The 25,293-nt window shown below is 61.0% G+C and carries 24 protein-coding genes and 1 pseudogene; 7 read left to right on the top strand and 18 right to left on the bottom strand.

From position 1 onward, the window contains the following. Positions 1-109: 109 nt before the first annotated feature. Together kdsA and AC1DOG_RS15365 are read right to left on the bottom strand one after the other, a co-directional pair. On the bottom strand, positions 110-952 hold the full coding sequence (gene kdsA / locus AC1DOG_RS15370) for a 3-deoxy-8-phosphooctulonate synthase (RefSeq protein ID WP_477929157.1): 843 nt from the start codon (positions 950-952) through the stop codon (positions 110-112). Continuing rightward, a complete protein-coding gene (locus AC1DOG_RS15365; protein WP_477929155.1) occupies positions 949-1,833 on the bottom strand; it encodes a VOC family protein in 885 nt (294 codons plus the stop codon). Before AC1DOG_RS15365 ends, kdsA begins: the two co-directional genes overlap by 4 nt. Before the next feature lie 199 nt (positions 1,834-2,032). On the opposite strand from AC1DOG_RS15365, the gene lexA reads away from it, so the two are divergent. Further along, the gene (gene lexA, locus AC1DOG_RS15360; protein WP_018899995.1) at positions 2,033-2,758 is read left to right on the top strand and encodes a transcriptional repressor LexA; all 726 of its coding nucleotides are present in this window, start codon (positions 2,033-2,035) and stop codon (positions 2,756-2,758) included. Here lexA and AC1DOG_RS15355 read toward each other — a convergent pair. Continuing rightward, a pseudogene (locus AC1DOG_RS15355) lies at positions 2,752-5,166 on the bottom strand (ComEC/Rec2 family competence protein). The gene lexA and the pseudogene AC1DOG_RS15355 overlap by 7 nt on opposite strands. A 327-nt stretch (positions 5,167-5,493) precedes the next feature. Here AC1DOG_RS15355 and gltA point away from each other — a divergent pair. Next, positions 5,494-6,783: a citrate synthase gene (gene gltA / locus AC1DOG_RS15350; protein ID WP_112945686.1), complete on the top strand. Its 1,290-nt coding sequence runs from the start codon at positions 5,494-5,496 to the stop codon at positions 6,781-6,783. Between the two features lie 33 nt (positions 6,784-6,816). On the opposite strand, the gene lpxB is transcribed toward gltA, so the two are convergent. From lpxB to AC1DOG_RS15275, 15 genes are all read right to left on the bottom strand, one after another. Beyond that, entirely contained in the window at positions 6,817-7,998 is a 1,182-nt protein-coding gene (lpxB, locus tag AC1DOG_RS15345) for a lipid-A-disaccharide synthase (protein ID WP_477929152.1), read from the bottom strand. Further along, complete coding sequence (locus AC1DOG_RS15340) at positions 7,995-8,876, bottom strand: LpxI family protein (protein ID WP_477929150.1); 882 nt, start codon at positions 8,874-8,876, stop codon at positions 7,995-7,997. Before AC1DOG_RS15340 ends, lpxB begins: the two co-directional genes overlap by 4 nt. 3 nt (positions 8,877-8,879) lie before the next feature. After that, a complete protein-coding gene (gene lpxA / locus AC1DOG_RS15335) occupies positions 8,880-9,698 on the bottom strand; it encodes an acyl-ACP--UDP-N-acetylglucosamine O-acyltransferase (RefSeq protein ID WP_477929148.1) in 819 nt (272 codons plus the stop codon). Beyond that, entirely contained in the window at positions 9,695-10,162 is a 468-nt protein-coding gene (gene fabZ, locus AC1DOG_RS15330; protein ID WP_113011993.1) for a 3-hydroxyacyl-ACP dehydratase FabZ, read from the bottom strand. The genes lpxA and fabZ overlap by 4 nt, the downstream gene beginning before the upstream one ends. Beyond that, positions 10,155-11,216, bottom strand: coding sequence for a UDP-3-O-(3-hydroxymyristoyl)glucosamine N-acyltransferase (lpxD, locus tag AC1DOG_RS15325; protein ID WP_477929146.1), 1,062 nt, complete (start codon positions 11,214-11,216; stop codon positions 10,155-10,157). The genes fabZ and lpxD overlap by 8 nt, the downstream gene beginning before the upstream one ends. A gap of 50 nt (positions 11,217-11,266) precedes the next feature. Further along, positions 11,267-13,606 (bottom strand): outer membrane protein assembly factor BamA, encoded by a 2,340-nt coding sequence (bamA, locus tag AC1DOG_RS15320; protein ID WP_477929360.1) that lies wholly within the window; start codon positions 13,604-13,606, stop codon positions 11,267-11,269. A 195-nt stretch (positions 13,607-13,801) separates the two neighbouring features. Then, positions 13,802-14,935 carry an RIP metalloprotease RseP gene (gene rseP / locus AC1DOG_RS15315; protein WP_477929144.1) on the bottom strand — a complete coding sequence of 378 codons (1,134 nt, stop codon included), beginning with the start codon at positions 14,933-14,935 and terminating at the stop codon, positions 13,802-13,804. 28 nt (positions 14,936-14,963) lie between these two features. Continuing rightward, the gene (locus AC1DOG_RS15310; protein WP_477929142.1) at positions 14,964-15,797 is read right to left on the bottom strand and encodes a phosphatidate cytidylyltransferase; all 834 of its coding nucleotides are present in this window, start codon (positions 15,795-15,797) and stop codon (positions 14,964-14,966) included. Beyond that, entirely contained in the window at positions 15,797-16,543 is a 747-nt protein-coding gene (locus AC1DOG_RS15305; RefSeq protein ID WP_026283284.1) for an isoprenyl transferase, read from the bottom strand. Before AC1DOG_RS15305 ends, AC1DOG_RS15310 begins: the two co-directional genes overlap by 1 nt. Before the next feature lie 44 nt (positions 16,544-16,587). After that, positions 16,588-17,148, bottom strand: coding sequence for a ribosome recycling factor (gene frr, locus AC1DOG_RS15300; protein ID WP_018900007.1), 561 nt, complete (start codon positions 17,146-17,148; stop codon positions 16,588-16,590). A 55-nt stretch (positions 17,149-17,203) separates the two neighbouring features. Then, positions 17,204-17,926, bottom strand: a complete 723-nt coding sequence (pyrH, locus tag AC1DOG_RS15295) for a UMP kinase (RefSeq protein ID WP_018900008.1) — start codon at positions 17,924-17,926, stop codon at positions 17,204-17,206. Positions 17,927-18,019: 93 nt separating this feature from the next. Beyond that, on the bottom strand, positions 18,020-18,946 hold the full coding sequence (gene tsf / locus AC1DOG_RS15290; RefSeq protein WP_477929139.1) for a translation elongation factor Ts: 927 nt from the start codon (positions 18,944-18,946) through the stop codon (positions 18,020-18,022). Positions 18,947-19,190: 244 nt separating this feature from the next. Beyond that, on the bottom strand, positions 19,191-19,958 hold the full coding sequence (rpsB, locus tag AC1DOG_RS15285) for a 30S ribosomal protein S2 (RefSeq protein WP_112433827.1): 768 nt from the start codon (positions 19,956-19,958) through the stop codon (positions 19,191-19,193). A 215-nt stretch (positions 19,959-20,173) separates the two neighbouring features. Further along, positions 20,174-20,848 carry a pentapeptide repeat-containing protein gene (locus AC1DOG_RS15280; protein ID WP_289727144.1) on the bottom strand — a complete coding sequence of 225 codons (675 nt, stop codon included), beginning with the start codon at positions 20,846-20,848 and terminating at the stop codon, positions 20,174-20,176. A 132-nt stretch (positions 20,849-20,980) separates the two neighbouring features. Next, positions 20,981-21,829: a cell envelope integrity EipB family protein gene (locus AC1DOG_RS15275; RefSeq protein ID WP_047510220.1), complete on the bottom strand. Its 849-nt coding sequence runs from the start codon at positions 21,827-21,829 to the stop codon at positions 20,981-20,983. A gap of 136 nt (positions 21,830-21,965) precedes the next feature. Between AC1DOG_RS15275 and AC1DOG_RS15270 the strand changes: the two genes are divergently transcribed. From AC1DOG_RS15270 to AC1DOG_RS15250, 5 genes are all read left to right on the top strand, one after another. Next, the gene (locus AC1DOG_RS15270; RefSeq protein ID WP_018900013.1) at positions 21,966-22,433 is read left to right on the top strand and encodes a RidA family protein; all 468 of its coding nucleotides are present in this window, start codon (positions 21,966-21,968) and stop codon (positions 22,431-22,433) included. Continuing rightward, a complete protein-coding gene (locus AC1DOG_RS15265) occupies positions 22,433-23,152 on the top strand; it encodes a glycerophosphodiester phosphodiesterase (protein ID WP_111561402.1) in 720 nt (239 codons plus the stop codon). The genes AC1DOG_RS15270 and AC1DOG_RS15265 overlap by 1 nt, the downstream gene beginning before the upstream one ends. 93 nt (positions 23,153-23,245) lie before the next feature. Continuing rightward, positions 23,246-24,436, top strand: a complete 1,191-nt coding sequence (locus AC1DOG_RS15260; protein WP_477929136.1) for a GNAT family N-acetyltransferase — start codon at positions 23,246-23,248, stop codon at positions 24,434-24,436. Positions 24,437-24,488: 52 nt separating this feature from the next. Then, a complete protein-coding gene (locus AC1DOG_RS15255) occupies positions 24,489-24,914 on the top strand; it encodes an HIT family protein (RefSeq protein ID WP_018900016.1) in 426 nt (141 codons plus the stop codon). 69 nt (positions 24,915-24,983) lie between these two features. Further along, positions 24,984-25,274, top strand: coding sequence for a Dabb family protein (locus tag AC1DOG_RS15250; protein ID WP_477929133.1), 291 nt, complete (start codon positions 24,984-24,986; stop codon positions 25,272-25,274). Positions 25,275-25,293: the final 19 nt, after the last annotated feature.

Below are 25,293 nucleotides of genomic sequence, written 5' to 3'. Positions count from 1 at the left end.
GATGCGCAAATTACAATGCCGGTTTGGGGCAGTTTGGGACCCTTTTGCGCATGCTCCTCCACATTGTTCTTCGGTGGCCTAATACACGAACGTGTCAGTCGTTTGAACGTCAGCCCTTGGCGATGGCGTCAAAGGCCAGCAGCTTCTCAAGCAAGCGCGGCATGTCCTTGAGATAGACCATGTTCGGGCCATCCGACGGCGCATTGTCGGGATCTTCGTGCGTCTCGACGAACACACCGGCGACACCGACGGCGACAGCCGCACGCGCCAGCGTTTCCACGAATTCGCGCTGGCCGCCACTCGACCCACCCTGCCCGCCCGGCTGCTGCACCGAATGGGTCGCGTCGAAGACAACAGGCGCACCCATGGCTTCCATGATCGGCAGCGAGCGCATGTCGGAGACCAGCGTGTTGTAGCCGAAGGAAGCGCCGCGTTCGCACAGCATGATGTTCGGGTTGCCGCTGGCATTCAGCTTGGCAAGCACGTTCTTCATGTCCCAGGGCGCCAGGAACTGGCCCTTCTTGACGTTGATGGCGCGGCCGGTCTTTGCGGCGGCGACCAGCAGGTCCGTCTGCCGGCTAAGGAAGGCCGGGATCTGCAGCACATCGACGACAGTGGCGACTTCAGCGCACTGCTCTTCGGTGTGGATGTCGGTGAGAACGGGGAAGCCGTATTCCTTCTTCAGATCGGCGAACACTTCGAGCGCCGTTTCAAGCCCGATGCCGCGCTGGGCAGACAGCGACGTGCGGTTGGCCTTGTCGAAGGAGGACTTGTAGACAAGGCCGATGCCGAGCTTGTCGCAAAGCTCCTTCAGCGTGCCGGCGATCATGAAGGCATGGTCGCGGCTTTCCATCTGGCACGGGCCGGCGATCAGCGACAGCTTGCCGGTGTTGGAAAACACCACACGGCCGGTGCCTTCGCCGAYGGCCACTTCGGAATTGGTTTCAGTCATCGTTTCTCCTCGAAGGCGAAGAGCGCGCCCTGGCCGGGCGCTGCCTTCACCAGAATTCGATTGTTCTTGCGTGTATAGGTGATCCCGTTAGCAGCCAAATGCGCCTCTGTCACGGCGAGATCGGCAACGGAAAAGACAATCGCCGCGCCGCGCAGACCGCGATCGGCCTTGGGCTCGGAGGGATCGTAGTAAGCGTTCAAGCCATCCGGCGACAGGATATTGATACGGGCGTTGCCGGCATCGAGGCTGACACCGAAGGCCTCCTCGCGGGTCGCCTGCGCATCCGAGGCCAGCTGCAACAGCGGTGCGAACGCTTTGGGATCGGAGGAAGAGAGCACGATCGACAGGATGCCCAAGACGCCATTCTTATGCGTTTCCAACGCCTTGCGGTCGCTGGGCAGTGGGTTGACGCGCTGGCAGGCGAAGAGGAAGAAATCGGGCGCTCGCAGATCTGCCGCGAAAGCCAGGCGGAACGCCGCGGTCGCCTCGGAACCGTCCGGCATCTTCATCTGCCGGGCGAACTCCAGCATCTCGCCGCCACTCATGCCATCGGCGAGGTAGCGGGCGTGATCGCCGTCGGCATCCGGCGTGCCGAAGACGATCGCCGACAGGCCGTCGTCGCCGCAGCGGAAGCGAAAGGCGCGGTCGCGGGCGGTGAAGACGTTGCCGTCGCCGATGGCCTCCTCGTAGGTCTCCAGACTGGCGATGCCGAGCGGTTCGAGATAGGTTTTGTCGGCGAAGAAGACGCAGGCGTTTTCGGTGCCAAACGGGTGCCGCGCATCGGCGGCGAAGGTGAAGCCGAGTTTGCCCAGGCGGTCGCGCGCCATCTCGATATTGACGACCGGCAGCACCACGTGGTCCAGGGGATGGGGGTCACTCATCGGCAAATCCTCCCGAAATCGGCAGAGATGTGCGCTGGCTTTCGCCACAATGCAAGAGGCGAGCGCGGTTAAATCGAATGAAGTGTAAAATCGCGACGATTCCGAGCCAAGTTTTACGAAAATTTAGGCACTTGCGGAACACATATGGAACATATAGTGTCCGTTCTGGCTTTGTTTCACGACTCTGGGGTTCATTTCGATGCTGACACGCAAGCAACAAGAACTGCTTCTGTTCATTCATGAGCGGATGAAAGAGTCGGGCGTTCCGCCTTCCTTCGACGAAATGAAGGATGCACTCGATCTCGCATCAAAATCCGGCATTCACCGCCTGATCACCGCTCTGGAAGAGCGCGGCTTCATTCGCCGGCTGCCGAACCGGGCGCGCGCGCTCGAGGTCATCAAGCTGCCGGAAGCCTATAATCCGAGCCTGCAGCCACGACGTGGCTTCTCGCCGAGCGTCATCGAAGGCAGCCTCGGAAAGCCGCAGCCGGTGGCCGCAGCCCCTGCCCCGAAGGCCGCGCCGAGCGCCGACAACGGCAACTCGGCTTCCGTTCCCGTCATGGGCCGCATCGCCGCCGGTGTGCCGATCTCGGCGATCCAGAACAACACCCACGACATCACCGTCCCCGCCGACATGCTCGGCTCCGGCGAGCATTACGCGCTCGAGGTCAAGGGCGACTCGATGATCGAAGCCGGCATTTTCGACGGCGACACCGTCATCATCCGCAACGGCAACACGGCCAACCCCGGCGATATCGTCGTGGCGCTTGTCGATGACGAAGAGGCAACGCTGAAGCGCTTCCGCCGCAAGGGCGCGTCGATCGCGCTTGAGGCCGCCAACCCGGCTTACGAAACGCGCATTTTCGGGCCTGACCGCGTCAAGGTTCAGGGCAAGCTCGTCGGGCTCATTCGCCGATATCACTGAGTGGTGACGTCACCAGTTGGTGACAGGTCGTCGCTGAAGTTGTCGTTGCGCCAGTCATAGGCGCGATGGCGCATCCAGGGGCGAGCGAGGCGTGCATAAGCGGTCTTGACGACGGGAGTGCCCTGATCGTCGATACGGATTTCGACGGCGCCCGATCGCCTGAGAGTTTCGCCGGTCAATAACATGGCGCCGGAGCGGCACGTCGCCTGGCGGAGGCGCACCGGCGTGATGACGATATCGGCCACGTCGCAGGCGGGACCGAGATAGGCGGCGTTTTCGAGCGTCGCGATGATGTAGCCGCTGTCGAGCGCTGTTATGCACCACGCGGTCTTCAGGCACCGGAAGGCACTGTCGTTCGTCGAAGCCGCTGCAGCGCGCATCATAGCGCGGGCTTCGCGTTGTTGTTTCAATGTCAGTCTTGGCCTTGGCTCGCCCCTTCTCGGAATGGGCAAGGCCTCGCCGTCGAGGATGTCGGGCGGCTTGTGGTCTTCGATGGCGAGCGCGCGTTGCCATTGGCCGAAGATGAAGTCGGGCGGCCGTTCGCGGTTGCTGGCGAGGCTGTCGCCTGTGACTGCTGCCACGAGGCTTCCGTCCTCGGAGACGACGAGTTCGGGCGCAGGTGCTGCCGGGAGCAGGATGACGACGAGGGTTGCGATCGTGGCAACCGCAGCGCCGATCCATCGCAGGCGTGTGCGCATCAGCCCCCATATGAGAAAGCCGAGCACGGCGATCGCGAAATACCATTCGGGTATCCGCCCGATGTCGACACTGCCGCCCCAACCGGACACCATCTTGGCGATGTCGATCACCAGATCCAGCCCGAAGCCGGCGACCTTCCACAGCGGCGCATCCAGGCCAAAGGGCGTCGCCAACATCGCAAGCATTCCGAAGGGCATGACGATGAAGGAGATGACCGGCATGGCGAGCAGGTTGGCCGGTAGTCCGTAGCCGCTCAGCCGGTGAAAATGTTCGATCGAGAACAGCGCTGTCGAGAAGCCGCCGATCATCGAGGTCAGCGCGATGCCGCCGAAGAAGCGGAACGTGGCCATGACCGGCTTTATGGTGGGATGCGTAAGAAAAACGCTCTCGCGGTGGCGCCTCCTGGTCCAAACGGCAAAGCCCGCGACCAGCGCGAGCGTCGCCGCGTAGGACATCTGGAAGCTGGGGCCCAGCACCTCCGAAGGGGACATCAGGATGATCAGCAGCGCCGAGAGCGCGATGTTGCGCAGGCTAATCGAGGGGCGATCGAACAGCACCGCGACCAGCATGATCGCCATCATGATGAAGGCGCGCTCGGCGGAGACGGCAAAGCCCGAGATCATGTAATAGGCCGTCAGCGCCAGAAGCGCGCTGCCGGCGGCGAGCTTCTTGGTCGGATAGGCCTGCGCAAACCCGGGGAAGAGGCCGAAGAACAGGCGCAGCCCGACAAAACAGATGCCGGCCGACAGAGCCATGTTGAGGCCCGAGATCGCCACGATATGCGCGAGGCCGGATTGGCGCAGCGCCTCCGTCGTCTCGTTGGAGATGGCACGTCTCTCGTCGGTGACCAGCGAAGCTGCGAAGGCGCCGGTATCGCCAGGCAGGATGCTGCGGATGCGGTCGCCAATGCTGCTGCGCAGGCCTTAGAGCCATTCCATGGCGCGATCGACGGCAGAGAGATCGGCGATATCCGTCCGCGATGGGACGGGCTGCGGGATGCCGTAGAAGAAGCCGTTGGCGCCGATGCCGTCGAAATAGGCAGAGAAGGCGAAATCGTTGAGTTCGGGCAGTGCCGGTCCTGCCGGCGGCGTCAGGCGCACACGGCCGGTCAACCATCCGCCGACCGCGACGGGCTCTCCTGCACGCGCGACGAGCGAGACCTGCTGCGGCGGACGCTTGAGCGTGGGCTCGTCTGTGCGCGTTACCCTGACGATATAGCGCCAGCGCCCATTATCATCGCCCTCGCGCCGTTCCACGCGGCCGGTCACTGTCGTCGTCACCGCTGTATCGAGAACGACGGTATCAGCCCGCCAGGTCTCGAGCTGCGCCGCGAACATGCCGAGGACGACAAGCAGGCCTGAGATCGCCACACGGCGTGTCGCGACGCGCGCGGAGCCCGCCAAGACGAAGACGAAACCGAAGAGGATAGCCCAGGCAAGGAGCCGCAAGGGCGGGATATCCACGGCGAGCCGGAACCAGGCGATGGCGCCCGCCCCGAGGAAGACGGGCGACGCCAGGAAAAGGCGGCCGTGGTCGAATTCGGTGCTGAACGCTTGTGCTGCGACGGCTGCCTGACGGTGGATTTGGCGACTTGTGCGACTCAGAAAACCCGAGGTCGACTGCGTCAATGGCGCGCGCGTCATTATGGCACGGGCATTTTGCCCTGTTACGGCCGGCAAATTGGCAATTTGCGCCGCTTCGGGTGGCATCAAAACGACGTGACTGGCATTCAACTCCGGCATGCAACGACACCCGAAAGCCACCCTGAACTGCAATCAGAATGAGGCCAGCGGAGCCTAAACGCAACTATAATCGTTTGAATTCAAACGGGAAATAAAACCATCAAAAATGTCAGGTTTATCATTGACTTCCGCTATGCGGAGACGACATCGCTGGAGTGCTTAAAAGTTGATACTGCGATGCACAAAATGGCATCACGGTAACTTGGCATTAGGCGCGCGATCATATAGCTATCGCAGACGACGCTTAACCCTATGGCGCTTTTAAGGCGCCAACCGCCAGTTTGGAGGATCAGAATGACGGATCAAAGCGCAACACTGAAACTCGGTGAGAAAACAGTCGACCTGCCGGTCAAGAGCGGCACGATCGGCCCTGATGTCATCGATATCGGCGCCCTCTACAAGAACACGGCTTCCTTCACGTACGATCCTGGTTTCACCTCGACCGCATCCTGTGAATCGAAAATCACTTACATCGATGGCGACGAGGGCGTTCTGCTCCATCGCGGTTACCCGATCGAGCAGCTGGCCGAACAGGGCGACTTCCTCGAAGTCTGCTACCTGCTTCTCTACGGCGAACTGCCGACGTCCGCGCAGAAGAAGGACTTCGACCATCGCGTGACGCATCACACCATGGTGCACGAGCAGATGAGCCGCTTCTTCACCGGCTTCCGTCGCGACGCGCACCCGATGGCCGTCATGTGCGGCTGCGTCGGCGCCCTGTCGGCTTTCTACCACGACAGCACCGACATCACCGATCCGCACCAGCGCATGGTCGCTTCGCTGCGCATGATCGCCAAGATGCCGACGATCGCCGCGATGGCCTACAAGTACCATATCGGCCAGCCTTTCGTTTACCCGAAGAACGACCTCGACTACGCGTCGAACTTCCTGCGCATGTGCTTTGCCGTTCCTTGCGAGGAATATGTGGTCAATCCGGTGCTTGCCCGCGCCATGGACCGCATCTTCATCCTGCACGCCGATCACGAGCAGAACGCTTCGACCTCGACCGTTCGTCTCGCCGGCTCCTCGGGCGCAAACCCGTTCGCCTGCATTGCAGCCGGCATTGCCTGCCTCTGGGGCCCGGCTCACGGCGGCGCCAACGAAGCGGCTCTCAACATGCTGCAGGAAATCGGCACGGTTGACCGTATCCCTGAATACATCGCCCGCGCCAAGGACAAGAACGATCCGTTCCGCCTGATGGGCTTTGGCCACCGCGTCTACAAGAACTACGACCCGCGCGCCAAGATCATGCAGAAGACGACGCATGAAGTGCTCGGCGAGCTCGGCATCAAGGACGATCCGCTGCTCGACGTCGCCATGGAACTCGAGCGCATCGCGCTGACCGATCCATACTTCATCGAGAAGAAGCTCTATCCGAACATCGACTTCTACTCGGGTATCACGCTCAAGGCGCTCGGCTTCCCCACGACCATGTTCACCGTTCTGTTCGCTCTCGCCCGCACCGTCGGCTGGATCGCACAGTGGAACGAAATGATCGAAGATCCGCAGCAGCGTATCGGCCGCCCGCGCCAGCTCTACATCGGCGAAGCGCAGCGCGACTACGTTCCGGTTTCCAAGCGTTAATCTCGACACATCGAAGCTTAAAAAGAAACCCGGTCAGTTTTGACCGGGTTTTTTGTTTTTCAGGACATCAAGCACGATTTCCGCGGCATGGACGCCGGGCGGCTTTTCGGTCTGCATCCGCTCCCAGACGAGATCGTAACCTTCCATCATCGAGCGTCGCGGCAAGGTGTCGGATGAGAGCTTCTCGACCCAGCGCGTGAAACTCGCGCCGCGCACGACCTCGTTGATATATTCGGGCACCACTGCGTAGTCCGCGACGAGGTTCGGGATCGCCGCCGTCCAGATCTTGATCTTGCCGGTCATCAGCTTGATGATCCAATCGACCTTGTAGGCCGAGACCGTGGGCACGCCTGCAAGCCCCAGCTCCAGGATGACAGTGCCGGATGCGGCCATAGCGGCGTCGGCCTCGGCGAAGGCCTTCCACTTGTCGTCCTTGCCCGTCACCACCTCGGGCTTAACCGGCCAATCCTTGATGATCTCGCGCACCATGGCCTCGCGGCGCGGCGCCGTCGGCAGCACAAAGCGCATGCCCTCGTTGCGGGCGGAGAGCTCGGCCACCGCGTCGCCGAAATAGGGCAAGAGCCTCGTGATCTCGGATCCGCGCGAGCCCGGCAGGAGCATGATCGTCTTCGGCTCATTTGCCGGGCGCGGCTTGCTTGCCGCCCTCGCCTTGCGGGTCGCGAGAACATCGACATCAGCGGTCAGGCGATGGCCGACATAGCTTGTCGGCGGACCGCCGAGCTTGCGCATCACCTCGGGCTCGAAGGGCAGCACGGCGAGCACATGGTCGATATAGGGCAGCATGCGCTGTGCGCGGTATTCCTTCCACGCCCAGACGCTCGGACAGACGTAGTTCACGACAGGCAGATCAGGCAGCGCCGTGCGCACGCGCTTGGCGACGCGGTGGGTGAAATCGGGGCTGTCGACAATGACGAGCACGTCGGGCTTGGCGGCGATGACGGCGGCCGCAGTCTGGCGGATGCGTTTGATCAGCGTCGGCAGCTTGGCGAGAACCTGGGTGATGCCCATGATCGACAGCTCGGAGAAATCGAACAGCGATGTCAGGCCTTGGGCCTGCAGCCCCTCGCCACCGACACCGATGAGCTCGACTGGCCCCGCATATTGCTGCTTCAGCGCGGCGATCAGATCGGCCGCCAGAAGATCACCGGAGACTTCGCCCGCGATGATCGCGACCTTCAATGCACGCACGCTCATTCAAGCCCCCAGGATGGCAGTCCACGATCCAGACCGCAGACGAAGATACCGGCTTCCTTTGCCGCCGATATGACTGCCGGGCGATCCAGGATCAGCGCGCGCCCGGCCTCGATCGCAACACCCGCCAGGCCGGCCTTGCTGGCATTCTCGATGGTCGAGATGCCGATCGATGGCAGATCGGCGCGCAGGTCCTGCTGCGGCTTGCAAAGCTTGACCAGGACGCCGCGGCGGCGCGCGGAAATGCGGCCGGCGGCGCGCAGATCAGCCACGCGCTGCAACATGCTGTCCGTGCCCTCGACACCCTCAAGCGCCACGATGCGACCGCCAACCGAGACGGCGCCCTGCCCCACATCCAGCCGGCCGAGCGCGTCGGCTGCCGACCCCGCCTTGGCGATGTCCTTGACGTCCTCGGCCGATGGCGCGATCGCGCCGAGCGGACCGACCGCGGCCAGAAGATCCGGTGCGATCTCCTGCACGCCGATAACGCGGCGGCCGTTCTTCTCGATCAGCCCGATCACCATGCGTAGCACGGTATCATCGCCGCCTGAGAGCAGTGTGCGAATGGTCGAGGGGATGCTTGCGAGCGTCTTCAGCGTCGGGCGAACCTCGCGCCATTCCGGCCGCCGGCGCACGGCGCCGGACATGACGACGCGCTCGATGCGATGGCTATCCAGCATGCCGTCGATGGCGGCGAAATCGCCGACGCCGACAATAGCGTGCTCGAAACCTTCCCATGAGCGGTCGGTCTCGTTTTTAAGCGCGATGATCAGTGGGTTTTCGCCGGCGCTCTTGGCGGCCTCGGCGACGTAGGACGGCAGAAAGCCGCTGCCGGCGATGATCGCCAAGCGGCCTTTTGCCGTGTCACTTGCTGGAGACAAGGTTTATCCCTTCTGTCCCCGCGTCGGAGAAGAGAGCGCGCGGTCGCTTTCGGCGGCAATGAAGTCGAGGATCTGGACGACCTGCTCGCAATCGGCGAATTCCTCGCGGATGGCGGCGGCGTTGTCGCGCAGATTGCCTTCGGTCTCGAAGATCGCCTTGTAGGCACGGCGCACGATATGGATCGTCGCGCGGTCGACGCCTGCACGCGTCATGCCGACGACATTGAGGCCGCCGAGAAGACCGGGATTGCCGTTCAGCATGCCATACGGAATGACGTCGTAGCTTACGGCCGAGAGGCCGCCGACGAAGGCGTGGCGGCCGACGCGGGTGAACTGGTGCACGGCGCAACCGCCGCCCAAGATCACGCGATCCTCGATGACGACATGGCCGGCGAGCATCACGTTGTTCGACATGATGACGTGGTTGCCGACGCGGCAGTCATGGGCGATGTGCGAGTTGGCGAGAAACAGATTGTTGTTGCCGACGATGGTCTTGCCGCCGAAATCGGCGGTGCCGGTGTTGATCGTCACACCTTCGCGCATCGTGCAATTGTCGCCGACCGTCAAGGTCGTCTCTTCGCCACCGTGATGAACGCTCTGCGGGTCGCCGCCGATAACGGCCATCGGGAAAATACGGCATCCCTTGCCGAGCGTGGTGATGCCGCTGACGATCGAATGCGCGAGCATTTCCGTGTTGTCGCCGAGCACGACCCGCGGGCCGACGTGGCAGAACGGACCGATCTTGACGTTCTCGCCGATCACGGCGCCGTCTTCGACGACTGCCATCGGGTGAATGCTGGCACTGGCTGCGATCGTGCTCATGCCTGATCCTTGCGCACGATCATCGCGCCGATATCGGCTTCTGCGACCAGCGCTCCATCGACCTTCGCATCACAGTGGAACTTCCAGATGTTGCCGCGCTGCTTCTGCTTGACGACGTGGTACTCCACCCGGTCGCCGGGAACCACAGGCTTGCGGAAACGGGCATTGTCGATGGTCATGAAGTAGACCAGATTGCCGCTTTCGCCTTCCTTCTTCGCACAGATCGCGCCAGCCGTCTGGGCCATGCCTTCGACCAGCAGGACGCCAGGCATGATCGGCTGCTCCGGAAAGTGTCCGGTGAAATGCGGTTCGTTGGCCGTCACGTTCTTGATGCCGATTGCCGAATCGTCGCCGTCGATCTCGATGATCTTGTCGACCAACAGGAACGGATAGCGATGCGGCAGCAACTTCATGATTTCAATGATGTCAGCCGAGGAAAGCGACTTCTTGACTTCTTCAGCCATTCTTTTCTCCCGTTTTCTTGGGGCCCGTCGTCCGCATCATGACTGCCGCGACTTCGCGCAAAAAGTCATGCGCCGGCCGTGCAGGTATTCCGCCGTAGCGCTCCCCGGCGGGGATGTCGGACACTACGCCGCTCATGGCAGCGATCTGGGCACCGTCGTTAATTGTTATATGGCCTCGAATGCCGGAATGACCACCGATCTGCACGCCATCGCCGATAATGGCGCTTCCGGCGATGCCGACCTGCGAGACAACGGCGCAGTGACGGCCAATGCGCACATTGTGGCCAATCTGGACGAGGTTGTCGATCTTCGTCCCCTCGCCGATGACAGTGTCATCCATCGTGCCGCGATCGATCGTCGTGTTGGCACCGACCTCGACGTCATCTTGCAAGATGACGCGGCCGATCTGAACGATCTTGATCATGCCACGAGGACCCGGCGCGTATCCGAAGCCGTCCTGGCCGATACGAGCGCCGTTGTGGATGATGACGCGATTGCCCACCAGCGAGCACAGGATGCTGGCGCCGCTGGCGATCGTGCAATCGCGGCCAATCTTGACGCCTGGCCCGATGACGGCGCCGGCGCCGATGCGCGTGCCCTCACCGATCTCGGCATGAGCACCGATCACGGCAAACGCCTCGATCTCGACATTCGCTTCCAGTCTCGCCGTCGGATCGACGGACGCACGGTCGGAAACATCAGCGCTCGCAGAGCGCAACCGCTGTGGCGTCAAGGCGCTCGGATAGAGCAGCCCACCAGCCATCGCGAACGCGGCATGGGCGTTTTTCGACACGAGAACAGGCACATGCGCCGGCACGATCGACTGCAATGCCGAACTCACCAGCACAGCGGACGCCTCGCAGGTCACGAGTTCGTCCTTGCTCTTCTTGGAAATGACGTAACAGAGATCGCCCGCTTTCGCCCGGTTTACGGGCGAAACGGAACGGATCACGATATCGGCATGATTGGGGTCGGCAAGTTCCGCCCCAAGAAATTGCGCTAGCTCCGAGAGCTTCACACCGTCATGGGGCGGAAAGAAATAGGTTTGCTCCATCGGCAAATCTCCAGAACGGAATTCGATTTTACGGTTCCGGACTGCCGATATCAGAATTGGTTGTTGATGCCAAACTTGAAGTGCTGAACCTTGTCGTAGTCTTCCTTCAGGACCGGGATCGCGTAGTCGACGCGCAGGGCGCCGAACGGCGAGTTCCAGACGATGCCGACACCGACCGAAGCGCGCAGCGAAGCATCTTCGCCGTTCACGAATTCGCCAGCACCGGCACTGACCTTGTTGCCGAAGAGCGTACCAGCATCAGCGAACACGGCGCCACGCAGACCGAAGTCACGCGGGAAAGCCGGGAGCGGGAACGATGCTTCGGCCGAAACCGTGAAGTAGGTCGTGCCGCCGAGCGGATCATCCGGACCACCGCCGATGCGCGGGCCGATACCCTTGTTCTCGAAGCCGCGGATGTCGCCGTTCGTCAGCGTGAACTGGTCGAATACATGCAGGTCCTTGCCGAAGCCGACTACGTAACCGGCAGAACCGGCAACCGAGCCGATGATGTCGGCGTCGTCAGCAAGCGTGTGGAAATAGCGCGCCTTGCCGTAGATCTTGTAGAACTGCGAGTCACCGCCGAGGCCGGCGATTTCGTGCGTCAGGCTGGCGTAGATACCTTCACGCGGCAGAACCATGTCGTCCAGCGTGTTGTAGGTCAGCGTCTGCGACACAGACGACTTTACCCACGGGCTGTTGTTGACGAGGTCCTGGTATGGCGTGGACAGATCGGAGAGCGATCCCGACGGATCGTACTTCATCTGCTTGTAGTTATAGCGGAACGTCGTCGCCAGATCTTCGGTGATCGGCGCGGTGGCGCGCAGAACGACGTTGTTTTCTTCGTAGTCGTAGTTGTCGTTGCTCGACGTCTCGCTGTGGTTGATGTCGAAGCCGACAGCCAGACGATAACCGAGGAAGTAAGGCTCGGTGAAGTTCAGGCCGTAGGTACGCGAACCTTCCTGACCACCACCGGCAGACACCTTGATGTACTGGCCGCGTCCGAGGAAGTTCTTTTCTTCGATCGAGGCTTCGAGCAGCAGGCCGTCGCCGCCGGCAGCGTAACCCGCGCCGATACCGAACGAACCGGTTGCCTGGTCCTGAACGTCGACGACAACAACGACGCGGTCCGGCGAGCTGCCAGGCTGGGTCGAGATGTTGACGGTCGAGAAGTAGCCGAGAGCCTCAAGGCGACGCTTGGCTCTGGTGATCATCTGCTGATTGAAGGCGTCGCCTTCACTCATGTCGAACTCGCGACGGATGACGTAGTCACGCGTACGGCTGTTGCCGCGGATTTCGATACGCTCGACGTAGGCCTTTTCGCCCTGGTCGACGAGGTATTCGACGCCGATGGTGTTGTTGTTCAGGTCGCGGTTGCCACGAGGCGTGACGCGGGCGAACGGATAGCCGGCCGAAGCCACCTGATCCGAGATCGCTTCCATCGACTTCTGAACTTCCTTGGCGTTGTAGACCTGGCCTTCATGGGTGCGAACGAGACCCTGAAGCTGCGCGCCGTCGATACCCTGAACGGTGGACTGAACGGAGATTGCGCCGAAATCGTAGCGCGGGCCTTCTTCGATGTTGAAGGTCAGCGTGTACTTGTTGGTCGTCTCGTCGAACGCAGCGTCCGAGGACACGATGCGGAAGTCGGCGTAACCACGGTTGTAATAGAACTGGCGGAGCGCTTCTTCGTCTGCGTGCAGCTTGTCAGCGCTGTAGACGTCCTTGCGGGTCAGGAAGGACAGGAAGTTGCTTCGCTTGGTGGCAATGACCGATGCGAGGCGGCCAGAGCTGTAGGCGTTGTTGCCGACGAAGTTGATCGAGTCGATCTTCGTGCGGTCGCCTTCATTGATGACGAATGCGAGGTTGACGCGGCCCTGACCGAGCGGAACGACCTGCGTCGTCACTTCGACTTCGCTACGACCGGTCGCTGCGTAAGCGTCCTTGATCGACTGGATGTCGGCCTGGATCTGGGTTTCGTTGTAAGCGCCAGAAGACTGCGTCTTGACGACCGCTGCGAGCTTGTCGTCCTTGATCTTGCGGTTGCCGTTGAACACGACCTGGTTGATCAGCTGAGCTTCCTCAACGGTCACAACCAGCGTGCTGCCGGAAACGGAGATCTTGACGTCGGAGAAGTAGCCCGTGTCGTAGAGCTGCTTTACGGAGTCGTCGATGTCGGTGTTCGAGAAGCTCCGGCCGGGCTGGATCGTAAGGTTGGACCGCACAGCTTCGGCGCCGACGCGGTTTGCACCACGAACGTCAACACGCTGAATGACTGCAGCCTCGGCAGCAGAAGCCGAGATGAACACTGTCGCACCCGCTCCCGACGCAACGATACCTGCAGACAGCGCAACCGCCGATACTGCGTTCAAAAATCTTGAACCAGCCTTCATTTCACCCATTACCTTTTTTCTCGTCCCCATCACCAGGCGTCCCCCGATTCCGGTCACGTGTGTCGTTTTACCCGCTTTTGATATACAAGCAAGGGAGCTAGTTAATTTCTGTTTACTTCATTTCAAAGCGTGACGCTTTCGCCACTACAGCTTTGAAACATCGTAAATAAATCGTAATTTTCCCTCGTCCCGCAATCAGCCGATCAGAGCACTAATATCGTTCCACGTGGCAAAAACCATCAGGCTCAGAACCATGGCCAGTCCGATGCGAAACGCAACTTCCTGTGCCGACGATCCCAACGGCTTTCCCCTCACTGCTTCAATCGCATAGAACATCAGATGCCCGCCATCAAGTACCGGAACCGGCATCAGGTTGAGTAATCCGATCGAAACCGACAATACGGCGGCCAGCTGAAGCAAAGCTGCAACGCCCAACGTCGCCATCTGGCCGGATGCCTGCGCGACACGGATCGGGCCTCCGAGCTGGTCTGGCTTCATGTAACCGGACACCAGGTTGCCGATATACTTGAAGGTACCGGTGACGATGTGCCAAGTCTGCAGCGTTCCCTCATGCAGCGCTTCAAGCGGCGTATAGGTCTGCTGGCGGAAGTGTCCGACGTCCTGGTTGGTGACGATGCCGATCAGGCCGATCTCGATCTTGTTACCGAACTGGTCGGTCATTTCGGTGCGTTCAGGCACCATCGGCACATCGATCTTCTCGCCGTTGCGTTCGATCGTGACGACGATCTTCTGCATCGGGCGGATGCTGACGTAGCGGCGCACGTCGTCGAAGGTCTGCACCTTGGAGCCGTCGATGGCGATCAGGAGGTCGCCCGGCACGACGCCAGCCTCGGCGGCAACGCTACCCGGCTTGACTTCCGCCACGACGGGATCGGCTACCGAGCGGCCGTAGATCGAAAACAGGACGGTGAAGATGGCGATTGCCAGGATAAAGTTGGCGACGGGGCCGGCGGCAACCGTTGCCGCGCGCTTCCAGAGCTTGGCACCGGCGAATGACCGCGCCCGCTCCTCGTCCGACATTTGCGCGAGCTTGCCTTCATCCGGCTTGCTCGATGCATCCTCGTCGCCGAAGAAGCGGACATAGCCGCCAAGCGGGATCAGCGAGAGCTTCCAGCGCGTTCCATGCTTGTCGGTGAAGCCCAGGAGTTCGGGACCAAACCCGACCGAAAACGCCAGAATGCGGATGCCGCTCCAGCGACCGACGAGGTAGTGCCCCATCTCGTGCACGAACACCAAGAGAGAAAGCACGAGCACGAAAGGAACGATATATCCCGTCAGAAACCCAAAAATTTCGGTCAAGCCTGCCATAAAATCCTTCCGTCAGCCTCTATCGACATTATCCGCCGAACAAGGCTGCGCCCAGCGACGCCATTTCTCCGCCCTTTATCAGCGAAAAAAGCCCGGCAAGCAAGAACGCCGCAAAACAGGCGAAAATGAGCCCGTCAACCCGGTCCATGACCCCGCCGTGCCCCGGAATGAGACGGCTGGAATCCTTGACGCCAAAGCGGCGCTTGATGAAGGATTCGAAGAGGTCGCCAGACTGGCTACAGACAGACAGCACAAGGGCCACGAAGGCCGCCAGTGCGACACCATCGGGAAATGCCGCGTAGGCCACCAGCACACCGGCAATGACCGCGCATACGGCGCCACCGATCGCACCCGACCATGTCTTGCCGGGCGATATCCTTGGTGCCAGCTTCGGCCCGCCAATGGCGCGGCCGATGAAGTAGGCCAGGATGTCGGTTGCCCAGACGACGGCGAAGACGAAGAGCATCGCGTGCAGGCCGGCCGCATCGCTGCCGCGAATATTCGCAAGCGCGATCCCGGTCAGCCCAGCATAGACGATACCCGCCGGGAACCAGCGCGATACGCCGCGCGTGACGACAAAGCCGACAGCGATGGCGAAGAACAACAAGAGAAGGATCAGCGAGTAGCCGACAGTGCCGGATACGACAGCAACGGCGATCGCCGCCTGCCCGATCCAGCCGATCGCATTGGCAACCGGCTGCTCGGTGGCAAGGCGGGTGATCGTCGACCACTCATAATAGATCAAAAGCCCGATCAGGGCCGACAGCAGGCTGAAAGCGAGCCCACCATACCACGTCGCGGCTAGCACGATGACGGCGAGGATGATGCCCGAGATGATACGAAGCTGCAGTTCGCGGTGCATCAGGTTCCTACCGCCGCCGCGGTTTCGGCAACTAGGCCGCCAAAACGGCGATTACGGGAGGCAAAGGTCTCGAGCGCCGCGTAAAGCGTCTCACGGCTGAAATCCGGCCAGTAATCGGGAATGAAGATGAATTCCGAATAGGCCGCCTGCCAGAGCAGGAAGTTCGACAGGCGCTCTTCGCCGCTGGTGCGGATGATGAGATCGGGATCCGGGATGCCTGCCGTGTCCAACCGGGCGTTGATGAGCGCCGGCGTGATATCCTGCGAGCGCAGCCGCCCCTGCTCGACATCGCGCGCGAGGCTTGCCATGGCGCGGGCTATCTCGTCGCGCGAGCCGTAGTTGAAGGCGATGATCAGCGTCAGCGCCGTGTTGGCCTTGGTGGTCTCTTCGGCGTCGATCAGGAGGTCGAGAATGTCGTTCTGCAGGCTGTGGCGATCGCCGATGATCTTCACGCGCACGTTCTGCTTGTGCAGTTCGGCGAGGTCGCGGCGGATGAACGCCTTCAGCAGGCCCAAAAGGTCCGACACCTCGGTTTCCGGACGGCGCCAGTTCTCCGACGAGAAGGCGAAAAGGGTGAGATACTTGACCCCGATGTCGCCCGCTGCGCGCACGGTCTCACGCACGGCGTCAACGCCCTTGCGATGCCCCATGGTGCGCGGCAACCCCCGCTGCTTCGCCCATCGACCGTTGCCATCCATGATGATGGCAACGTGTTCTGGCACAGTCACAAATGTTCTTTCCAACATTTCCCGTCCGGTTTTTAAGGTCCAAGGCGCAGGCGCTTTGCGCCTTAGACCTGCATGATTTCCTTTTCCTTCTCGCCAAGCAAGCGGTCGACCTCAGAAATCGTGTCGTCTGTCATCTTCTGCACACGATCCGACTGCGAGCGGCTCAGGTCCTGCCCTATGACACCGTCCTTTTCGGCTTTCTTAAGGCCGTCCATGCCGTCACGACGAACATGGCGAATCGCAACCTTGCTTTTCTCGGCATAGTCGTGTGCGACCTTGACGAGCGACTTGCGGCGCTCTTCGTTGAGTTCGGGCAGCGGAATGCGCAGGTTCTGGCCGTCGACGATCGGGTTGAGGCCGAGATTGGCTTCGCGGATCGCACGATCCACGGCGCCGACCATCGACTTGTCCCAGACCGAAATGCCGAGCATGCGCGGCTCCGGTACGGTCACGTTCGCGACCTGGTTGAGCGGCACGCGCGAACCATAGGCCTCGACCGTGACCGGGTCGAGAATGTTCGCCGATGCGCGACCGGTGCGCAGCGATGCGATATCGCTCTTGAACGCATTGATCGCGCCATCCATGCGGCGCTTGATATCGTTGATGTCGATGCCTTCACTCATAGCAGTGCTCCCGTCTCGGTAGAAGCTGCGGCGCGCTTTGGGCGCCGCCACTCTGTCAGTTGTCGGTAACGATGGTCTTCAGACCGCCGCCCCGGAGGATTTCAGCAAAACCGCCCTTCTCGTGGATCGAGAAGACGATGATCGGAATGGAATTTTCGCGTGCCAGCGCGACCGCCGCAACGTCCATGACGGCGAGGCCCTTGTCGAGCACTTCCTTGTGCGTCAGCTGGTCGAAGCGCGTGGCATCGGGCACCTTCTTCGGATCGGCCGAATAGATACCGTCGACCTGGGTACCCTTGAAAATTGCCTCGGCGCCCATTTCGGCGGCGCGCAGGGCCGCGGCCGAGTCGGTCGTGAAGAACGGGTTGCCGGTACCACCGGCGAAGATCACCACACGGCCCAGCGAAAGATGGTAGAGCGTGGCGCGCTGCGAGAAGCTCTCGCAGATCTCCGGCATGGCGATCGCCGAAAGCACCACCGTGTCGATGTTGAGCTTGCGCAGCGAGGTCGCCAGCGCCAGCGCATTGATGACGGTCGCGAGCATGCCCATGTGGTCGCCCGTGACGCGGTCACCGCCCTTGGAAGCGACGGCCACGCCGCGGAAGATGTTGCCGCCGCCGACGACGACGCCGACTTCCACACCCATCTGCCGCGCTTCGGCTATGTCGGCCGCAATGCGGTCGGCCACCGCTACATCGATTCCAAATCCCTGGCTGCCCATGAGGGCTTCGCCGGAAGCCTTGAGTAGAACACGTTTGTAGACAGGCTCTGACGACATCTTGGCTCCTCGTATATTACCGCTGAGTGCCGGATACACGAAGGGCACCGCGTTGTCACGCGATGCCCTTCTGTTTTCACATATATAGGACGATCAGCTCTTGGCGACAGCAGCCACTTCAGCGGCGAAATCGCTCTCTTCCTTCTCGACGCCTTCGCCGAGCAGGAGGCGCGCCATGCCGACGACTTCGATCTTGGCGCCAGCTTCCTTGGCAGCGGCTTCAACAGCAGCAGCGACCGTCAGGTCGGGGTTGATGACGAAAGCCTGCGAGAGAAGAGCAACTTCTTCGAAGAACTTGCGCATGCGGCCGTCGACCATCTTTTCGATGATGGCTTCCGGCTTGCCGGATTCGCGAGCCTGCTCGATGAAGACGTTGCGTTCGCGTTCTGCAACGGTAGCGTCGACTTCTTCAGCGCGGATCGCGAGCGGGTTGGTCGCAGCGATGTGCATGGCAACCTGGCGGCCGATCGAGGTCAGGACAGCCTTGTCGCCTTCCGACTTCAGGGCAACCAGAACGCCGAGCTTGCCGATGCCGTCGCCGGCAGCGTTGTGGATGTAGGTCGCAACAACGCCATGCTCAACTTCGAGCTTGGCAGAGCGACGCAGCGTCATGTTTTCGCCGATGGTGGCGATCGCGTCCTTGATGGTGTCGGCGACCGGCTTGCCGGATGCCGGGTAGGTCGCAGCCGAGATGGCTTCAACCGAACCATCGGTCGTCAGGGCAACGTTGGCGATGCCACGAACCAGATCCTGGAAGGCGTCGTTACGGGCAACGAAGTCGGTTTCCGAGTTGAGCTCGACGACAACAGCCTTGTGGCCGGCGCCGGCGATGGCAACGAGGCCTTCAGCAGCAGCGCGACCAGCCTTCTTGTCGGCCTTCGAGATGCCCTTTGCGCGGAGCCAGTCGATCGATGCTTCGATGTCGCCGTTGTTTTCCACCAGCGCCTTCTTGCAGTCCATCATGCCTGCGCCGGACTTCTCGCGCAGTTCCTTCACCAGTGCAGCCGTAATCTCGGTCATAAGCTTCCTCTTGTCGGTTCAAACGGTGGCCCGCTAAAGCGGTGCGGCACCGGATTGAGGCACGAAATGTACCTGTATGTATGACAGCGTGATGAATGACGCGTCATAACGAAACTCAAATGGCGAGAGACTTTTTCCCCTCGCCTGAAATGGTCAAGGCCGCCCAACTTCATGAAAGTCGCGAGCGGCCTTTTCCCAATCTCTGGAAAGCACGGCGGACCATTCGATCCGCCTGCTTCTTTTATCAGGCTTCGGCTTCGCCTTCGAGCGCCGGCTCAGCCGGAGCTTCGATCGATGCACCGAGGTCACGGCCCGACGAGCTCTGCTGACGAGCGATACCGTCGATGGCAGCGCGCGAGATCAGGTCGCAGTAGAGAGCGATGGCGCGCGAAGCGTCGTCGTTGCCGGGGATCGGATAGTCGATCAGATCCGGGTCGCAGTTCGAGTCGATGATCGCGACAACCGGGATGCCGAGGCGCTTGGCTTCGTCGATCGCGATCTTTTCCTTGTTGGTGTCGATGATGAACATCAGGTCCGGCGTGCCGCCCATGTCCTTGATACCACCGAGAGCCTTGTCGAGCTTTTCGCGCTCGCGCTCGAGGTTCAGGCGCTCTTTCTTGTTGTAGCCGGACTGTTCCGAAGACAGGATCTCGTCGAGCTTGCGCAGACGCTGGATCGAGTTCGAAATCGTCTTCCAGTTGGTCATCATGCCGCCGAGCCAACGCGAGTTGACGTAGTACTGAGCGGAACGCTTGGCCGAGTCAGCGATGAGCTCGGAAGCCTGGCGCTTGGTGCCAACGAACAGAACGCGGCCGCCACGAGCTACGGTGTCGGAAACAGCCTGCAGAGCGCGCGACAGAAGCGGAACCGTCTGTGCGAGGTCGATGATGTGGATGTTGTTACGATCGCCGAAAATGTACGGCTTCATCTTCGGGTTCCAGCGGTGAGTCTGGTGACCAAAGTGGACGCCTGCTTCAAGCAGCTGGCGCATAGAAAAATCGGGCAATGCCATGCCTTGTTATCCTTTTCCGGTTGAACCTCCGCAAGGCGAACAGCACTCTCTTCGAGAATGCCACCGGGCGGAACCATCCGGATTTCTCCCGGACAATCCCATGCCTTACGTGTGGAATGCGGGGGCCATACCCTCCCCGCCCCGGAAAATCAAGCCTTATCGGTAAAATAACCGCTATGCCCGGCCTTTAGGCACATTCCGAACCCTTAGACGGATCAGTCGGCGTCGCAGGGCCAGCTTGTCGGCGTCGCCATGCCCTGGGGCAGCTTGGTCTTCGAATCGCCGCAGGCGAGCGCCACCTGCGCCTCGTCAAGGCCGGTTGCCTGGGACAGATCCAGTCCGCTTATTCTTGTCAGAAACAGGAAAGCGCGATCGAAAGAGAGCGGGCCGGTAAAGGTGGCGCCGCTGAGGTCAGCGCGCGACAGGTTGGTGAGCGAGAAATTCGCGCCCGTTACGTCCGCGCCCTTGAAATTCACGCGGCTTAGTTCGGCCTTTTCGAAATTGACGCCCTTCAGCGTTGCGCCACTGAAATTGGCTCGCTGCAACTCCGCGCCCGAGAAATTGGCACCCTCGGCCTTAACGCCCTCGAAGCCGGAGCGATAGGCCTCGACCTTGGAGAAGTTGGCCTTGGTCAGGTCGGAGCCGGTGAACCAGGTGCGCACCAGGGTCGCCTTCTCCAGGTTGGCGGAGGCGAGGTTGCTGTGGCTGAGATTGGTGAGCGTGAAATCGGCATCGGCGAGGTTTCCTTTCTGGAAATCGCCGTCCTGCAGCATCAGGTTCTTCTTGGTGCAGCCACCCCAATCGATGCCCGCCGAAGCGGTCGAACCGCAATCGGCCGCGGAGATCGAACTGGAAAACGCCGCCGCCCCGATGGCGACAGCCAAGGCCATCAAGGCCACGATCGATACTCTAAAGCCTGGCAATATACGCACTCCGCCTGCCGTCAACGCTCACTGTCGAGCGATGTCTAGCACAGAGCGAGTCGCTTTGCATACCGTGTCACGCTAATACGTCCAAATCTTTCAACGTGTGCAATTACTTACAGGCGACGTTTTCGCATCGAGAAGCTCGAGTTTCGACAGCTTGCCGGTGAGCACGAAGTCACCGTAATCCATCGTCAGATCGCGCGTGATGCCGTTTTCATAGAGCTTGAACGACATTCGGTAGACCGGAAGGGCGTCCGTCTTGGTGTTCTCGTTGAAATAGGAGATGGTCACAGGCCAGAAGCTGGTCTTGGAGAAGGCCCCTGCGTTGCCGGCATCGGCCTCGACGCTGACAGGTGTCACGGCCTTGCCGACGACAGTTGTCGTCGCCAGCGCCTTGTCGCCATCGTCGGAGCCATCGAAGACGCGGGCTTCGAACAGGCGGGTGCCGGCCTTGGCATTCTTGATGACATCCATCATGTGCTCGGTGGGGAAGCGGCTGGCGGCCAGCTGCAGCTCCTTGCTCGATGGCTGCTTCAGATCGACCTTGGTCCCATCGGCCTGATCCTGGGCCGCGCCGTTCACTTCCTTGTCGAGCTGGTCGTCGGTGAAGGACTTGGTGTCGAAGGTGAACTTGCGGTCCTTCAGGTTCTCGAACGTATTGGTCTGCTGATCGCTGACGCGCACGGCGTCGCCGGTATCGATCTGCGTCACGAAGCGGAACTTCGTGGTGTAGCCGGTGCAATAGTCGCCGTCGAACTCGTAGACCATGCGGCCGGACATGCCCGAAATGCCGGAGCGCTCCGACGCATCCTTCAGTTCCAGATCGTAGATCGCCCGATGCGCGATCAGGCCCGTGGCCATCACGGCGCCGGCAGCGGGTGTCGCCGCATGAGCGGTTGCCGAAACGCCTGCAAGCAACAGCGCGGCAAGACTCGATCGGACCATAGATAATCTCCTGTTGGACTCACCAACGATGTTATAAGAACGCATCCGGCTAAATCGAGGCTCGATCGTGTCACAAAATTGATTCAAGCCCAGATGCATAGTTTTAGAACTATTCACAACAAAAGCGGAGAGAAAAATGTCCGATCAGATCGCAGCACGGCTCAAAGAGATGGGGATATCCTTGCCCCAGGCCGCTGCACCCGCAGCCAACTACGTTTCCTACGTCATCTCGGGTAACGTGCTGCATATCTCCGGCCAGTTGCCGATCGAAGACGGCAAGATCGCGGTTACCGGCCACCTCGGCCGCAATGTCGACGTCGCCACTGGCCAGCGCGCCGCTGAGCTGTGCGTCATCAACATCCTGGCGCAGGCAAGTGCTGCTCTCGGCGGCGATCTTAGCCGCATCAAGCGCGTCATCAAGCTGAACGGCTTCGTGGCCTCCGTGCCTGAGTTCGTCGAGCAGCACCTCGTCATCAACGGTGCGTCGAACCTGATTGCCAATGTTCTCGGCGATGCCGGCAAGCATGCCCGTGCCGCCGTCGGCATGGCAGCGCTGCCGATGAATGCCGCCGTCGAAATCGATGCCATCATGGAAATCGCGTAATGACCTCTGCAGCATGGCTTAAGGAACGTCCCGTCGCCCACCGCGGCTATCACGACCAGAACAAGGTCGTGTGGGAAAACACGCTTTCCGCTTTCGCGCGTGCGGTCGAGGCCGGCTTTGCGATCGAGTGCGACCTGCACTACGCCTCGGATGGCGTTCCTGTCGTCTTTCACGATGAGAATCTCGAGCGCCTCTGTAATCTGAAGGGCGACGTACGCGAGCGCACCTCGAAGGAACTCGGCATGCTCTCCGTCGGCGGAACGGCCGACAAGATCCCGACGCTTCGCCAACTTCTCGAACTTGTGAAGGGAAAAGTGCCGCTCGTGATCGAGCTCAAGGGCCGCGAAACCGACGATGAAGGCTTCGTCGAAGCGGTGCTGGAAGAGCTCGAGGGCTATGAAGGCCAGGTGGCGCTGATGAGCTTCGACCATTGGCTCCTGAAGGAACTGAAGGCGCTGAACGCGCCCTACCCGATCGGGCTGACGGCCGGCGGAAACAAGCCGGAGGAGTTCCAAGCCCATGAAAAGGCTATGAAACACGGTCTCGACTTCATTTCCTATTTCTATGCCGACCTGCCCAACCCGTTCATCACGGCAGAGCGCGAAAAGGGCATCGTCGTCATCACCTGGACGGTTCGCGACGAGAAGGCGCGCAAGCATACCTTCGAAAATGCCGACCAGATGACCTTCGAGGGCTTCGACCCGCGCGCGTCCGTTTGACGCTCGCTTTTTCAACAAGCCCTCGCTTTTTCATCAAGATATGCGCAGACTGGCAATGCCCCCAAATCATTGAAACGGTCTCGCATTCGCTCCATGACTGATGAACTTTCAATCCGCATAGAGCGGTCTTTCACCGCGATTTCCCCGGAGAGCTGGTCCAAGCTCGCCGGGGCTTCCCGATCAAACACATCGATCGCCTACAATCCCTTCGTCTCGCATGCCTTCCTGTCATCGCTCGAGGAATCGGGATCGGCAACGGCGGAGACGGGCTGGCTCGGGCACCACATGCTGCTCGAGACGGACGACGGACGCCTCGTCGGCGCCCTGCCCGGCTATCTGAAGAACCACAGCCGCGGCGAATATGTCTTCGACCATGGCTGGGCCGACGCCTTCGAGCGCGCCGGCGGCCGCTATTATCCGAAGCTGCAATGCTCTATCCCGTTTACGCCCGCCACCGGCCCGCGCCTTCTGGTCGCCGAGGACTATCCGCGTCTCGCCGTGCAGGACGCGATGGCAGAGAGCCTGAAGGAAGTCGTGCGTCGCCTCGGCGTCTCCTCCGCGCACATCACCTTCGTGCCCGACGACGAGATGGCGGTGCTGGAGAGCGAGGAGTATCTGCACCGCACCGACCAGCAGTTCCACTTCATCAACGAAGGCTATGCCAACCACGATGAATTCCTGGAAACGCTCGCCTCGCGCAAACGCAAGGCGCTGCGCAAGGAACGTCGGTCGGCGCTCGAAAACGGTATCAGCATCGACTGGCTGACCGGCAGCGACCTGACCGAGGATATCTGGGACCAGTTCTTCGCCTTCTACATGGATACCGGCAGCCGCAAATGGGGACGGCCCTATCTGACGCGGGAATTCTACTCGCTGATCGGCGAGCGCATGCCCGAGGATATCCTGCTTGTGATGGCCAAGCACAATGGCCGCTACGTCGCCGGTGCCATCAACTTCATCGGCTCCGAAACGCTCTACGGCCGGCACTGGGGCTGCATCGAGGATCATCCCTTCCTGCATTTCGAGGTCTGCTATCACCAGGCGATCGATTTCGCGCTCGCCAAGGGGCTGAAGCGTGTGGAAGCCGGCGCGCAGGGAGAGCACAAGCTCGCCCGAGGTTACCTGCCGGTGACAACCAACTCGGCCCATTATGTCGCCCATGCGGGCCTTCGCCAGGCGATCGGCGATTACCTTGCCCGGGAGCGCGATGACGTCGAGCACATGAACGAGATTTTGAGCGAGCACAGCCCGTTCCGTCGCGGCGAGCGGCTACAGGAGGATTGACGCCCTCACCTCAGCCGCGCTACGCGAACACGACACCATCAGGAGAGATAAGATGACGAGCGCGGCTTACGACACCAACAACATCTTCGCCAAGATCCTGCGTGGCGAGATCCCCTCGGTCAAGGTCTACGAGGACGAGCACACGCTGGCCTTCATGGATGTGATGCCGCAGGCACCGGGCCATGTGCTCGTCGTGCCGAAGGCGGCCTCGCGCAATCTCCTCGACGCCGATCCGGCCGCACTCGCCAAGACCATCCCCGTCGTCCAGACGATCGCCAACGCGGTGAAGGAAGCCTTCGACGCCGATGGCGTGTTCGTTTGCCAGTTCAACGAACCGGCCGCCGGCCAGACCGTCTTCCACCTGCACTTCCACGTCATCCCCCGACACGAAGGCATCGCGCTGAAGCCGCATTCCGGCCAGATGGAAGATGGCGCCGTGCTGGCGGCGAATGCGGAGAAGATCAAAGCGGAGCTTTGATTGGTGAAGCTGAGCTTTGATAGATAACGCCGAGCTTTGAGCTGAACGTACTGATGGGGGAGAACACCAATGATACGTCATACCGTGGCATTTCGCCTGAAGCACGCGGAAGGATCCGCCGAGGAAAAGGCGTTTCTTGACGCAGCACTAATCCTCACCACGATCCCAAGTGTGAGAAACTTCGAGCAGTTGCGGCAGACCAGCCGCAAGAACAGCTTCGCCTTCGGCTTTTCGATGGAGTTCGAAAATCAGGCTGAATACGACGCTTACAACGAGCATCCCGTACACACGGCCTTTGTCCGCGACCATTGGGTGCCTGAGGTCGAAGAGTTTCTCGAGATCGACTACACACCGCTCTGACCAGCGTTCGCGTGTCGGA

The organism is Rhizobium sp. 01N48, assembly GCF_056399145.1.
Note: the sequence above shows the minus strand (reverse complement) of the source record. Positions and strands in the feature narration are given on the sequence as shown.

Coding starts and splice junctions, on each gene's coding strand:
- AC1DOG_RS15365 (WP_477929155.1), bottom strand. CDS start 1,833: ATGAGTGACCCCCATCCCCTGGACCACGTGGTGCTGCCGGTCGTCAAT.
- lexA (WP_018899995.1), top strand. CDS start 2,033: ATGCTGACACGCAAGCAACAAGAACTGCTTCTGTTCATTCATGAGCGG.
- gltA (WP_112945686.1), top strand. CDS start 5,494: ATGACGGATCAAAGCGCAACACTGAAACTCGGTGAGAAAACAGTCGAC.
- lpxB (WP_477929152.1), bottom strand. CDS start 7,998: ATGAGCGTGCGTGCATTGAAGGTCGCGATCATCGCGGGCGAAGTCTCC.
- lpxA (WP_477929148.1), bottom strand. CDS start 9,698: ATGAGCACGATCGCAGCCAGTGCCAGCATTCACCCGATGGCAGTCGTC.
- fabZ (WP_113011993.1), bottom strand. CDS start 10,162: ATGGCTGAAGAAGTCAAGAAGTCGCTTTCCTCGGCTGACATCATTGAA.
- lpxD (WP_477929146.1), bottom strand. CDS start 11,216: ATGGAGCAAACCTATTTCTTTCCGCCCCATGACGGTGTGAAGCTCTCG.
- bamA (WP_477929360.1), bottom strand. CDS start 13,606: ATGAAGGCTGGTTCAAGATTTTTGAACGCAGTATCGGCGGTTGCGCTG.
- rseP (WP_477929144.1), bottom strand. CDS start 14,935: ATGGCAGGCTTGACCGAAATTTTTGGGTTTCTGACGGGATATATCGTT.
- AC1DOG_RS15310 (WP_477929142.1), bottom strand. CDS start 15,797: ATGCACCGCGAACTGCAGCTTCGTATCATCTCGGGCATCATCCTCGCC.
- AC1DOG_RS15305 (WP_026283284.1), bottom strand. CDS start 16,543: ATGTTGGAAAGAACATTTGTGACTGTGCCAGAACACGTTGCCATCATC.
- frr (WP_018900007.1), bottom strand. CDS start 17,148: ATGAGTGAAGGCATCGACATCAACGATATCAAGCGCCGCATGGATGGC.
- pyrH (WP_018900008.1), bottom strand. CDS start 17,926: ATGTCGTCAGAGCCTGTCTACAAACGTGTTCTACTCAAGGCTTCCGGC.
- tsf (WP_477929139.1), bottom strand. CDS start 18,946: ATGACCGAGATTACGGCTGCACTGGTGAAGGAACTGCGCGAGAAGTCC.
- rpsB (WP_112433827.1), bottom strand. CDS start 19,958: ATGGCATTGCCCGATTTTTCTATGCGCCAGCTGCTTGAAGCAGGCGTC.
- AC1DOG_RS15280 (WP_289727144.1), bottom strand. CDS start 20,848: ATGGCCTTGGCTGTCGCCATCGGGGCGGCGGCGTTTTCCAGTTCGATC.
- AC1DOG_RS15275 (WP_047510220.1), bottom strand. CDS start 21,829: ATGGTCCGATCGAGTCTTGCCGCGCTGTTGCTTGCAGGCGTTTCGGCA.
- AC1DOG_RS15270 (WP_018900013.1), top strand. CDS start 21,966: ATGTCCGATCAGATCGCAGCACGGCTCAAAGAGATGGGGATATCCTTG.
- AC1DOG_RS15265 (WP_111561402.1), top strand. CDS start 22,433: ATGACCTCTGCAGCATGGCTTAAGGAACGTCCCGTCGCCCACCGCGGC.
- AC1DOG_RS15260 (WP_477929136.1), top strand. CDS start 23,246: ATGACTGATGAACTTTCAATCCGCATAGAGCGGTCTTTCACCGCGATT.
- AC1DOG_RS15255 (WP_018900016.1), top strand. CDS start 24,489: ATGACGAGCGCGGCTTACGACACCAACAACATCTTCGCCAAGATCCTG.
- AC1DOG_RS15250 (WP_477929133.1), top strand. CDS start 24,984: ATGATACGTCATACCGTGGCATTTCGCCTGAAGCACGCGGAAGGATCC.